Source organism: Streptomyces sp. NPDC048002 (assembly GCF_040653275.1).
Classification (GTDB): domain Bacteria; phylum Actinomycetota; class Actinomycetes; order Streptomycetales; family Streptomycetaceae; genus Streptomyces.
Genome location: NZ_JBEZNL010000025.1, coordinates 14,438 through 26,237, shown reverse-complemented (window position 1 = coordinate 26,237; position 11,800 = coordinate 14,438). Strand labels below are relative to the sequence as shown.

At 71.0% G+C, this 11,800-nt stretch carries 9 protein-coding genes; 3 read left to right on the top strand and 6 right to left on the bottom strand.

Features of this window, described 5'->3' with window-relative positions; translation table 11 throughout:
• Window positions 1-74: 74 nt before the first annotated feature.
• The 3 genes from pyk to pta form a co-directional block, all read right to left on the bottom strand.
• A complete protein-coding gene (pyk, locus tag AB0E07_RS26505) occupies window positions 75-1,505 on the bottom strand; it encodes a pyruvate kinase (protein WP_362257084.1) in 1,431 nt (476 codons plus the stop codon).
• A gap of 73 nt (window positions 1,506-1,578) precedes the next feature.
• Entirely contained in the window at window positions 1,579-2,793 is a 1,215-nt protein-coding gene (locus tag AB0E07_RS26500) for an acetate kinase (protein WP_362257080.1), read from the bottom strand.
• The gene (pta, locus tag AB0E07_RS26495; protein ID WP_362257077.1) at window positions 2,790-4,880 is read right to left on the bottom strand and encodes a phosphate acetyltransferase; all 2,091 of its coding nucleotides are present in this window, start codon (window positions 4,878-4,880) and stop codon (window positions 2,790-2,792) included. Before pta ends, AB0E07_RS26500 begins: the two co-directional genes overlap by 4 nt.
• 240 nt (window positions 4,881-5,120) lie before the next feature.
• On the opposite strand from pta, the gene AB0E07_RS26490 reads away from it, so the two are divergent.
• Window positions 5,121-6,146 (top strand): ATP-dependent 6-phosphofructokinase, encoded by a 1,026-nt coding sequence (locus tag AB0E07_RS26490; protein WP_362257074.1) that lies wholly within the window; start codon window positions 5,121-5,123, stop codon window positions 6,144-6,146.
• Window positions 6,147-6,268: 122 nt separating this feature from the next.
• Complete coding sequence (locus AB0E07_RS26485; RefSeq protein ID WP_362257071.1) at window positions 6,269-7,654, top strand: DUF3500 domain-containing protein; 1,386 nt, start codon at window positions 6,269-6,271, stop codon at window positions 7,652-7,654.
• Between the two features lie 10 nt (window positions 7,655-7,664).
• On the opposite strand, the gene AB0E07_RS26480 is transcribed toward AB0E07_RS26485, so the two are convergent.
• Window positions 7,665-8,384, bottom strand: a complete 720-nt coding sequence (locus AB0E07_RS26480; protein ID WP_362257068.1) for a helix-turn-helix transcriptional regulator — start codon at window positions 8,382-8,384, stop codon at window positions 7,665-7,667.
• A 420-nt stretch (window positions 8,385-8,804) separates the two neighbouring features.
• Here AB0E07_RS26480 and AB0E07_RS26475 point away from each other — a divergent pair, with 420 nt between their 5' ends.
• Window positions 8,805-9,347, top strand: a complete 543-nt coding sequence (locus tag AB0E07_RS26475) for a hypothetical protein (RefSeq protein WP_362257065.1) — start codon at window positions 8,805-8,807, stop codon at window positions 9,345-9,347.
• A 28-nt stretch (window positions 9,348-9,375) separates the two neighbouring features.
• On the opposite strand, the gene AB0E07_RS26470 is transcribed toward AB0E07_RS26475, so the two are convergent.
• Window positions 9,376-10,062, bottom strand: a complete 687-nt coding sequence (locus tag AB0E07_RS26470; RefSeq protein WP_362257062.1) for a response regulator — start codon at window positions 10,060-10,062, stop codon at window positions 9,376-9,378.
• Entirely contained in the window at window positions 10,059-11,708 is a 1,650-nt protein-coding gene (locus AB0E07_RS26465) for a sensor histidine kinase (RefSeq protein ID WP_362257059.1), read from the bottom strand. The genes AB0E07_RS26470 and AB0E07_RS26465 overlap by 4 nt, the downstream gene beginning before the upstream one ends.
• Window positions 11,709-11,800: the final 92 nt, after the last annotated feature.

The following is an 11,800-nucleotide window of genomic DNA, read 5'->3' as shown; positions in this document are numbered from 1 at the left end:
GCCGCACAAGGCCTGAGGGCGCCCCCTGGACCAGGGGGCGCCCTCAGCGCCGTTCAACACTCTTCTCGGGAGCGTCAGTTGATGCCGCCGCCACCGATGTGGTGGACGCGCACCATGTTGGTGGTGCCGGGGACGCCGGGGGGCGAACCGGCGGTGATGATGACGATGTCGCCCTCGTTGAAGCGGTTCAGCTTGACCACTTCGCCGTCGACCAGGTCGACCATCTCGTCGGTGCTGTTCACGAACGGGACGACGTGCGACTCCACGCCCCAGCTGAGGGTGAGCTGGTTGCGGGTGGCCTCGTCGGTGGTGAAGGCCAGGATCGGCTGGGCGACGCGGTAGCGGCACAGCCGGCGGGCGGTGTCACCGGACTTGGTGAAGGCGATCAGGCCCTTGCCGCCGAGGAAGTCGGCGATCTCGCAGGCCGCGCGGGCGACCGAACCGCCCTGCGTACGCGGCTTCTTGCCCGGGACGAGCGGCTGGAGGCCCTTGGAGAGCAGCTCCTGCTCGGCCGCCTGCACGATCTTCGACATCGTCTTGACGGTCTCGATCGGGTACGCGCCCACGCTGGACTCGGCCGACAGCATGACCGCGTCGGCGCCGTCCAGGATGGCGTTGGCGACGTCGGAGGCCTCGGCGCGGGTCGGGCGGGAGTTGGTGATCATCGACTCCATCATCTGGGTCGCCACGATCACCGGCTTGGCGTTGCGGCGGCACAGCTCGATGAGCCGCTTCTGCACCATGGGGACCTTTTCGAGGGGGTACTCGACGGCCAGGTCGCCACGGGCCACCATCACGGCGTCGAACGCCGCGACGACGGCCTCCATGTTCTGCACCGCCTGCGGCTTCTCCACCTTGGCGATGACCGGGACGCGGCGGCCGACCTCGTCCATGACCTTGTGCACGTCCTGCACGTCGTCGGCGTCCCGCACGAAGGACAGCGCGACCATGTCGCAGCCCATGCGCAGCGCGAACCGCAGGTCCTCGACGTCCTTCTCGGACAGCGCCGGCACGTTGACGGCCGCGCCGGGCAGGTTGATGCCCTTGTGGTCGGAGACGACACCGCCCTCGATGACGATCGTCTTCACCCGCGGGCCCTCGACGTCCAGGACCTTCAGCTCGACGTTGCCGTCGTTGATCAGGATCTGGTCGCCGCGCGAGACGTCACCCGGCAGGCCCTTGTAGGTCGTTCCGCAGATGTGCTTGTCACCCGGGACGTCCTCGGTGGTGATGACGAACTCGTCACCGCGCTCCAGCTCCACCGGGCCCTCGGCGAAGGTCTCCAGGCGGATCTTCGGCCCCTGGAGGTCGGCGAGCACACCGATGGCCCGGCCGGTCTCCTCGGAGGCGGCCCGGACGCGGTCGTACCGCCCCTGGTGCTCGGCGTGGGAGCCGTGGCTGAAGTTGAAGCGGGCCACGTTCATGCCGGCCTCGATCAGCGACACGAGCTGTTCTTGGGAGTCGACCGCGGGGCCGAGAGTACAGACGATTTTCGAACGGCGCATGGGGCGATCCTATCGGTTTGTTTCGCTGCGGAATATTCCGTCTGGCGGAAAATACAAAAGGGCGGGATGCCGCTCAGGTGAGGTTCCGTGAATCCTTTACAAGCGCATACGTCTGCGTGGCGATCTCCAGTTCCTCGTCGGTCGGCACCACGGCCACGGCCACCCGTGCGTACTGAGGCGAGATCAGCCGCGGCTCGTCGCTCCGTACGGCGTTCAGCTCGCCGTCCACCACCAGTCCCAGCTCCTCCAGACCGGCCACGGCAGCCTCTCGCACCGGACTCGCGTTCTCCCCGACTCCGGCTGTGAAGGCGACCGCGTCCACCCTTCCGAGCACCGCGTAATAGGCGCCGATGTACTTCTTCAGGCGGTGAATGTAGATGTCGAAGGCGAGTTGCGCCTCTTTGTCGCCCTCGTCGATCCGGCGGCGGATCTCCCGCATGTCGTTGTCGCCGCACAGACCGATCAGTCCGCTCCTCTTGTTGAGAAGAGTGTCGATCTCGTCGGCGGACATTCCCCCAACGCGCATCAAATGGAAGATGACGGCCGGGTCCATGTCTCCGGACCGGGTACCCATCACCAGCCCCTCCAAGGGGGTCAGTCCCATGGACGTCTCCACACACCGCCCGCCCCGCACCGCGGAGGCGGACGCGCCGTTGCCCAGGTGCAGCACGATCACGTTCACCTCCTCCGGCGACCGGCCCAGCAGCGCGGCCGTCGCCCGCGACACGTAGGCGTGCGAGGTGCCGTGGAAGCCGTAGCGGCGGATGCGGTGCTCGTCGGCCGTGCGGACGTCGATCGCGTACCGCGCCGCCGCCTCCGGCATCGTGGTGTGGAACGCCGTGTCGAAGACCGCGATCTGCGGCAGGTCCGGGCGCAGCGCCCGCGCCGTACGGATGCCCGTGAGGTTCGCCGGGTTGTGCAGCGGGGCCACCGGGATCAGCCGCTCGATCTCGGCGAGCACGGCGTCGTCGATCACGGTCGGCTCGGTGAAGTGCTTGCCGCCGTGCACCACGCGGTGCCCGATCGCGGCCAGCTCCGGGGAGTCCAGCCCGAGACCGTCCTCGGACAGCTCCTCGGACACGGCCTTCAGCGCGGCCTCGTGGTCGGCGATCGGGCCGGTCCGCTCCCGCGAACCACCGCCCGCCGGAGTGTGCTTGAGGCGGGAGGTCTCCTCGCCGATGCGCTCGACGAGGCCCATCGCGAGCCGGCTGCCGTCGCTCATGTCGAGCAGCTGGTACTTCACCGACGAGGAGCCGGAGTTCAGGACGAGGACACGGGACGGGCTCACTGCTGGGACGCCTTCTCGATCGGGGACTGGGCCTGGATCGCCGTGATGGCGACCGTGTTGACGATGTCCTGCACCAGCGCGCCGCGGGACAGGTCGTTGACGGGCTTGCGCAGACCCTGGAGCACCGGTCCGACGGCGATCGCGCCGGCCGAACGCTGCACGGCCTTGTACGTGTTGTTGCCGGTGTTGAGGTCCGGGAAGATCAGCACCGTGGCCTGTCCCGCGACCTCGGACTCCGGCAGCTTGGTCGCGGCCACCGACGGCTCGACCGCCGCGTCGTACTGGATCGGCCCCTCGATCCTCAGATCGGGCCTGCGCCGCCGCACCAGCCCGGTCGCCTCGCGCACCTTGTCGACGTCGGCGCCCGAACCGGACGTACCGGTGGAGTACGACAGCATCGCGATCCGCGGCTCCACCCCGAACCGCCCGGCGGTGGCGGCGGACTGGATCGCGATGTCCGCGAGCTGCTCCGCGTTCGGATCGGGGTTGACCGCGCAGTCGCCGTAGACGAGGACCCGGTCGGCCAGGCACATGAAGAAGACCGACGAGACGATGTCGGCGTCCGGCTTGGTCTTGATGATCTCGAAGGCGGGGCGGATGGTGGCGGCGGTGGAGTGCACCGAACCGGAGACCATGCCGTCGGCGAGGCCCTCCTGGACCATCAGCGTGCCGAAGTAGTTCACGTCCGAGACCACGTCGTAGGCCAGCTCCACGGTCACGCCCTTGTGGGCGCGCAGGGCGGCGTACTTGGCGGCGAAGTCGTCCCGCAGCTCGCTGGTCGCCGGGTCGATCAGCTGCGAGCCGCCGAGGTCGATGCCGAGGTCGGCGGCCTTCTTGCGGATCTGGTCCACCGGGCCCAGCAGCGTCAGCTCGCACACCCCGCGCCGCAGCAGCACCTCCGCCGCGTGCAGCACCCTCGCCTCGGTGCCCTCGGGCAGCACCACGCGGCGCAGATCGGAACGGGCCTGCTCCAGCAGCTTGTGCTCGAACATCATCGGCGTGACGCGGTCGCTGCTCGGCGCGCTCACCCGCTTCAGCAGATCGCCGGTGTCGGTGTACCGCTCGAACAGGCCGAGCGCGGTCTCCGCCTTGCGCGGGGTCGCCGCGTTCAGCTTCCCCTCCAGGGAGAAGAGCTGCTCGGCGGTCGGGAAGCTGTTGCCGTCCACCGAGAGCACCGGGGTGCCGGGTGCCAGCCGCCCGGCGAGGGTGAGGACCTCCTGGCTCGGCACCTCGCCCAGGGTGAGCAGCACACCGGCGATCGGCGGGGTGCCCGCGCTGTGCGCCGCGAGCGAGCCGATCACCAGGTCGGCGCGGTCGCCGGGGGTCACGACGAGCGATCCCGGGGTCAGCGCGTGCAGGAAGTTCGGCAGCATCGCGCCGCCGAAGACGAAGTCCAGCGCGTCCCGGGCGAGCCCCGAGTCGTCTCCGAGGATCACCTTCGCGCCCAGCGCGTGCGCGATCTGCGAGACCGTCGGCGCGGACAGCGCCGGCTCGTCGGGCAGGACGTAACAGGGGACGGGCAGCCGGTCGACGAGCCGCTCGGCGATCTCGTCGCGATCGTCCGGGGCGACCCGGTTGGTGACCATGGCGAGGACGTCGCAGCCGAGGCCGTCGAAGGCCCGGAAGGCGTTGCGGGTCTCGGCCAGCACCGACTCGGCGGTCTGCTTGCGGCCGCCGACCACGGGAAGGACCGAGGCGCCGAACTCGTTGGCGAGCCGGGCGTTGAGGGACAGCTCCTCGGGGAACTGGGTGTCGGCGTAGTCGGTGCCGAGGACGAGGACCACGTCGTAGTCCCGGGCGACCAGGTGGAAGCGGTCCAGCAGGGTCGAGACCAGCTCGTCGGTGCCCCGCTCGGCCTGGAGCGCGGACGCCTCGTGGTAGTCCAGGCCGTACACGGTCGCCGGGTCCTGCGTCAGCCGGTAGCGGGCCCGCAGCAGGTCGAAGAGGCGGTCGGGGCCGTCGTGGACGAGGGGACGGAAGACACCCACCCGGTCGACCTGGCGGGTCAGGAGTTCCATGACCCCCAGCTCCACGACCTGGCGGCCGTCACCCCGGTCGATACCCGTCACGTACACGCTGCGGGTCACGCGTGCTCTCCCCTCCGTCGACGTCTCCGTCAACGTCTCCGTCAACGTCATAAAAATCGCCCACCGGCGTGGGCGGAACCCTCTTGACAATACCTCCGCCGCTGGATAAGGCGCCCGTCAGAATCGAACGCCGGAAAGGGCGCCCGAGGACGTAACGGACGGAAGCGACATCGCCCTCGGCGGCATGAAAGAATCGGGATCGGCTCACCGGTGTCAACAGCGAGCAGGAGACACAGCACGATGCGTATCGGAGTTCTCACCGCAGGCGGCGACTGCCCCGGCCTGAACGCAGTGATCCGGTCGGTCGTGCACCGCGCCGTCACCCAGTACGACGACGAGGTGATCGGCTTCGAGGACGGTTACGCGGGCCTGCTCGACGGCCACTACCGCAGCCTCGACCTCGACGCCGTGAGCGGCATCCTGGCCCGCGGCGGCACCATCCTCGGCTCCTCCCGCCTGGAGCGCGACCGGCTGCGCGAGGCCTGCGAGAACGCGCTCGACATCGCCCGCGACTTCGGCATCGACGCGCTGATCCCGATCGGCGGCGAGGGCACCCTGACCGCCGCCCGCATGCTGTCGGAGGCCGGTCTGCCGGTGGTCGGCGTCCCGAAGACGATCGACAACGACATCTCCTCCACCGACCGCACCTTCGGCTTCGACACCGCCGTCGGCGTGGCCACGGAGGCCATGGACCGGCTGAAGACCACCGCCGAGTCGCACCAGCGCGTGATGGTCGTCGAGGTCATGGGCCGCCACGCCGGCTGGATCGCCCTGGAGTCCGGCATGGCCGCCGGCGCCCACGGCATCTGCCTGCCCGAGCGCCCCTTCGACCCGGCCGACCTGGTCAAGATGGTGGAGGAGCGCTTCAGCCGCGGCAAGAAGTTCGCCGTCGTCTGCGTCGCCGAGGGCGCCCACCCGGCCGAGGGCACCATGGACTACGGCAAGGGCGAGATCGACCAGTTCGGCCACGAGCGCTTCCAGGGCATCGGCACGGCGCTGGCGTTCGAACTGGAGCGGCGGCTCGGCAAGGAGTCCAAGCCGGTCATCCTCGGCCATGTCCAGCGCGGCGGTGTCCCGACGGCGTACGACCGGGTCCTGGCCACCCGCTTCGGCTGGCACGCCGTGGAGGCCGCCCACCGCGGCGAGTTCGGCCGGATGACCGCGCTGCGCGGCACCGAGGTCGTGATGGTGCCGCTGGCCGAGGCCGTGACCGAGCTGAAGACGGTCCCCAAGGACCGGATGGACGAGGCGGAGTCGGTCTTCTAGACCCGCGTCGGCCACCGGCTCCGGACCGGCTCCGGACCGGCTCCGGACCGGCTCCGGACGGTCGCCCGGTCGCACAGGTTCGGCCCAGGAACGCTTCAGGTGCGGCCGGGACCGTGGTCCCCATGCACCCACACGGACACGTACACGGACACGGGCACCGGCCCCGCACTCCCGAGACCGAGCGCACCCGGCGCTGGTTCATGAACAAGTCGCTGCTCGTCGGCGGCGCCGCCGCGGTGGCGACGATGACGGGCTGTTCGAGCGGCTCCTCCTCGGACACGGGTTCCTCGGAGGCCGGCTCCTCGGCGGCGCCCGGCGGGATGCCCTCGGGTGGACCCGGCGGAGGCGGCGGCGGGGGCATGGGCCCCGGCGCCACCCAGGTCAAGTACGCCGACCTCAAGGGCGTCACCACCGACGGAGAGGTCGTCGAGGACCTCTTCTCGATCCACTCCACCGGCGTCTCCACCGACGCCCTGGTCAAGGCGGCCCAGGCGTTCCTCGACGGTCTCTCCACCAAGGAACGCCGGTCCTGCGTCTTCGACATCGACGCCGACGAATGGACGGCCTGGAGCAACGTCGACGGCTACGAGCGCGAGGGCGCCCGGATGGGCGACCTGACGGACGAGCAGCGCGCGCTCGGGTACGCGCTGCTCGGCGAGGCCCTGTCCGCCGACGGTCTGAAGCAGACCCGCGGGATCATGAAGCTCAACGCGTTCCTGGGCGACTCCCGGGGCGGCGGCCAGGAGACCCTCACCGAGGGCCACTACTACTTCACCTTCATGGGCACCCCCTCGACCACGAAGCCCTGGGGCTTCCAGTTCGAGGGCCACCACGTCGCCATCAACTACTTCGTCCTCGGAGACCAGGTCGTCATGACCCCCACCTTCATGGGCTCGGAGCCGACCACGGCGACCTACCAGGGCGAGAAGATCACGCTCTTCCGCCCCGAGACCAAGTCCGGTCTGGCCATGGTCCGTTCGCTGGACGAGACCCAGCGAGGGAAGGCCGTCTCCTCCCAGGCCAACGGCAACGAGGACATGAAGTCCGGAGCGGGCCAGGACAACCTGGAACTCGCCTACGAGGGCCTGGCCGGCTCCGAACTCACCACCGCCCAGCGGCAGAAGCTCCTCGACCTCGTCGGCGTGTACGTCGGGTACATCAGCGAGGGGCACGCCGAGGTGAAGATGACCGAGGTCGAGAAGCACCTGGACGAGACGTACTTCTTCTGGATGGGCGAGACCGAGGACGACTCCGCCTTCTACTACCGGGTGCACAGCCCGGTCGTCCTGATCGAGTACGACGCGCAGGCCCCGCTGTTCTACAGCGAGGACTCCTCGTCCGGGGCGAGCGCGAGCGCGAGTTCCGGTGCGGACGGAGGTCCGGGCGGCGGGATGGGCATGGGCGGCGGAGAGCCGTCCCAGCAGCACATCCACACCATGATCCGCACGCCCAACGGCGGCGACTACGGAGTGGACCTGCTCAAGCTCCACCTGGCCAGCGACCACTGATCCGCCCGCGTCAGTAGGGACCCGCGTCCACCGTCGCCCAGAACCGGTCCACGATCCGGTCGAGGAACTCCCGGCCGGACGCGCTGGAACCGCCGCTGTCGGCGCTGCCCCAGCTCAGCGTGGCGACCATCTGCCCCTGGTAGTCGCGGTGCAGCTCCTGGAGGGCGTCCTCCAGGAGCCGCCGGTCCAGGGGCAGCAGCCTGCCGATCGGGCGGACGTACGCCTGCCAGCGCGTGGTCACCGCACCGCGCAGCAGGTCGGCGAGTTCGGTGTCGCGTCCGGTGACGGTGGCGAAGTCGGGCAGGGAGAGCCCGAGCAGTTCGGCGAGGGCGGAGGACTGGCGGTCGGTGCCCCGCCAGTCGTCGCCCTGCTCCATCCGCAGATAGGCGTGGAGTTCGTGCCCCACGGCACGGGCGACGTCCTCGGGCGCGAGGCCGCGGGCCATGCGGTGCTCGCGCAGGGACCGCGGACGGCCGAGCAGTTCACCGGGTGAACACCACAACACGCCTGCCAGGGCGGTGAGTTCGGGGTTGGAGGGAGAGGCCACTCCACGTTCCCAGGCGGTCACGAGGTCCTGCGTGACGTACGGCAGTCCGTACGAGACGCGCAGCCCGTGGGCGACATGCTCGGGGCCCATGTTCAGGGCGGCGCGGAGCCGGCGGGCGGCGGGGGCGTTGAACGGGGGATGGGACGGACTGGGCTGGTTCGGCTGAGCTGGGGGTCGGCGCACGGGCCTCAAGCTAGGGGCGCGCGAGGGTGGTGACTACGGTCTGTTCGGCCAGGATCACGGATTGTAGGAACGTACGGCGGGCGGTCCCCGGCCGGGTCGCCCGAGGCCGCCGATCCCGTGGGGCCGGGGGTGCGTCAACGGCCCGCGCGGCCGCCCCGGCACCCCGCCCGCCCCGGGAACGGCAAGCTCAGCGGGCATATTCGCAAAGTTCTCGGGGCCTCGAACCCGCGGCACCGCTCGGCGCGGGTGCGCCGGATGATTCGCCCAGGTGGGCGGGTGTCGAACGCGAATGCGAGGTGCTGGAGCGGCCCGCCGCGCGAAACCGGCGGCGCAAACCATTCGCTCCGTCCCGGCGGGCGGAGCCCCGCCCGGAACCCGCTTAAGGTACTGCCAAGTCCACCGGGGGAAGGGGCCGTCGCCATGGCCGAACAGGACGTCACCGTAGGGCAGTTGCTGCTCACCGAATACCAGACGATCAAGGACGAGCAGAAGGCCCGCATCGGGTTCCGGGACAACCTGCTCTACGTGACCCTCGCCGTCGTCGCGGCCGTCGTCGCCGCCGCGGCGCAGGCCGAACAGCCGTCGATGCTGCTGGCGTTGCCCCCGGTCACCGTCGTGCTCGGCTGGACCTACCTGGTCAACGACGACAAGATCTCGGCGATCGGCCGCTACGTCCGGGAGGACCTGGGGCCGAGGCTGGCCGCGCTCGCCCGGCCGGGCGGGGACTTCCAGGCGTTCGCCTGGGAGACCGGCCACCGCGGCGACGCCCGCCGGCGCTCCCGCAAGGCCGTCCAACTGGCGGTGGACCTGACCGCGTTCTGCGCCGTACCGCTGGCGGCGCTGGTGGTGTTCTGGGCGGACGGAGGCGCCGGTGGGCTGCTCATCGGACTGTCGGTCCTGGAGGCGCTGGCGGTGGGCGGACTCGCCGCCCAGATCACCGTCTACGCCCGCCCGTTGGCCTAGGGCCGGCGAACGTCGCCCGTGGCCGCCCTCAGGACCCGGACACCCACCGGTACTGGAGTTCCGGCCGGCCCACCGTCCCGTACTGCGGGCTCCGGCCCGCCCGGCCCGCGTCCACCAGGTGCTCCAGATAGCGGCGGGCCGTGATCCGGGAGATGCCCACCGCCTCCGCGACGCCCGACGCCGTGAGCCCCTCCGCGCAGTCCCGCAGCGCGACCGTCACCCGTTCCAGGGTCGGCGCGCTCAGCCCCTTCGGCAGGGCCGCCGGACCCGGGGCGCGCAGGGTGGCCAGGGCCCGGTCCACCTCGGCCTGGCCGCTCGCTTCACCGGCCGCCGCGCGGAACTCGGCGTACCGCACGAGCCGGTCGCGCAGGGTCGCGAAGGTGAACGGCTTCAGCACGTACTGCACCACACCCAGCGACACCCCCTCCCGCACCACCGCGAGATCGCGGGCCGAGGTCACCGCGATCACATCCGCGTGGTGACCCAACGCCCTGAGGGAGCGCGCCAGTTGGAGCCCGTGCACATCGGGGAGGTGGAGGTCGAGCAGCAGCAGGTCCACCGGGGTCCGGTCCAGTGCGCGGCGTGCCTCGGCGCCGGTGTGCGCCTTGCCGACGGCGGTGAAGCCGGGCACCCGGTTGACGTACATGACGTGTGCGTCGGCGGCGACGGGATCGTCCTCCACGACCAGGACGCGGATCTGCTGTTCGGTGCTCATGCCTCGCCTCCAGGGACTGCGCCCCCAGAAACTACGCCCTCACCGGCCCGTACGGCCCCCAGGGGCAGCCGGACCTCGAACTCCGCGCCGCCCCCGTCCGCGGCCGAGACCGTGAGCGCGCCCTCGTGCCGGGCCGTCGCCTGCCGCACCAGGGCCAGCCCCAGTCCCCGGCCGCCCGGTCCGGCCGCGGGCTTGGTGGAGAAGCCCCGCTCGAACACCGCCTCGGCATGCGCCGGATCCACCCCGGCACCGGTGTCCGACACCCGCAGCACCAGGTCGGACTGCTCGGTGTAGGCCGTCACCGTCACCCGCGCCCGCACGCTGCCCTGCGCCGCGTCCACCGCGTTGTCGATGAGGTTCCCCAGGATGGTCACCAGGTCACGGGCGGGCAGCGACGGCGGCAGCAGTCCGTCGTCGAGCCGGCTGTCCTCCGACACCACCAGCTCCACGCCCCGCTCGTTCGCCTGCGCCGTCTTGCCCAGCAGCAGGGCCGCCAGCACCGGCTCGCCGACCGCCGCCACCACCTGGTCGGTCAGCGCCTGCGCCAGTTCCAGCTCGGCGGTGGCGAAGTCCACGGCCTCCTCGGCGCGGCCCAGCTCGATCAGCGACACGACCGTATGCAATCGGTTGGCCGCCTCGTGCGCCTGCGAGCGCAGCGCCTGGGTGAAGCCCCGCTCGGAGTCCAGCTCGCCCATCACGGACTGGAGTTCGGTGACGTCGCGCAGTGTGACGACCGTGCCGCGGCGCTCCCCGCCCGAGACCGGCGAGGTGTTCACCACCAGCACCCGGTCCGCGGTCAGATGCACCTCGTCCACCCGCGGCTCCGAGGCCAGCAGCGCACCGGTGAGCGAGGGCGGCAGCCCGAGGTCGGCGACGGAGGCACCGACCACCTGGTCCGAGACGCCCAGCAGCTCCCGCCCGCCGTCGTTGATCAACGCCACCCGGAACTGCCCGTCGAGCATCAGCAGTCCCTCGCGCACCGCGTGCAGCGCCGCCTGGTGGTAGTCGTGCATCCGGCTCAGCTCGGCCGCGTTCATGCCGTGGGTGTGCCGGCGCAGCCGGGCGTTGATGACGTACGTGCCGACCGCGCCGACGGCCAGCGCCCCGCCCGCCGCCCCGATCAGCGCCGTCAGCTGCCCCTGGACCCGCTTGCTGATCGCCTCGACCTTGATGCCCGCGCTGACCAGGCCGACGATCCGCCCGTCGTCCCAGACCGGCGTGACCGCGCGGACGGACGGGCCGAGGGTGCCGGTGTAGGTCTCCGTGAAGGACTCGCCGCGCAGCGCTCCCTCGATGTGCCCGATGAACCGCTGCCCTATCTCCTCGGGGTCCGGGTGGGTCCAGCGGATGCCCCGCGGATCCATGATCGTGACGAAGTCGACCCCGGTGTCCCGCTGGACGTGGAGCGCGTACGGCTGGAGCGAGGGCGAGGGGTGGCCGGTGCGGATCGCCTCCCGCACCGAGGGGGAGTCGGCGATCGAGCGGGCCACGGCCAGCGCCTGGCGGCCCGCCGCGTCCTCGGCCTGGCTGCGGTCGCTGACGTACGTGAACAGCGCGTACCCGAGGACCAGCACCGCGATCAGCACGGCCTGCATCGCGAAGAGCTGCCCGGCCAGACTGCGGGGGCGGGGGAGGGGGAAGCGCATGTCGTCAGTGTGCCTCCCCGGTTAAGCGTGAACTAAATGAACGGAAGGGTGACCGCCCTCACAGGGCGGGAGATAGTCACGGCATTCCTCAA

Bases quoted from the DNA above. Each gene is read 5' to 3' on its own strand.
- AB0E07_RS26485 (WP_362257071.1), top strand. From the start codon at position 6,269: ATGCACCCACACGGACACGTACACGGACACGGGCACCGGCCCCGCACT.
- AB0E07_RS26470 (WP_362257062.1), bottom strand. From the start codon at position 10,062: ATGAGCACCGAACAGCAGATCCGCGTCCTGGTCGTGGAGGACGATCCC.
- AB0E07_RS26465 (WP_362257059.1), bottom strand. From the start codon at position 11,708: ATGCGCTTCCCCCTCCCCCGCCCCCGCAGTCTGGCCGGGCAGCTCTTC.
- AB0E07_RS26490 (WP_362257074.1), top strand. From the start codon at position 5,121: ATGCGTATCGGAGTTCTCACCGCAGGCGGCGACTGCCCCGGCCTGAAC.
- pyk (WP_362257084.1), bottom strand. From the start codon at position 1,505: ATGCGCCGTTCGAAAATCGTCTGTACTCTCGGCCCCGCGGTCGACTCC.
- AB0E07_RS26475 (WP_362257065.1), top strand. From the start codon at position 8,805: ATGGCCGAACAGGACGTCACCGTAGGGCAGTTGCTGCTCACCGAATAC.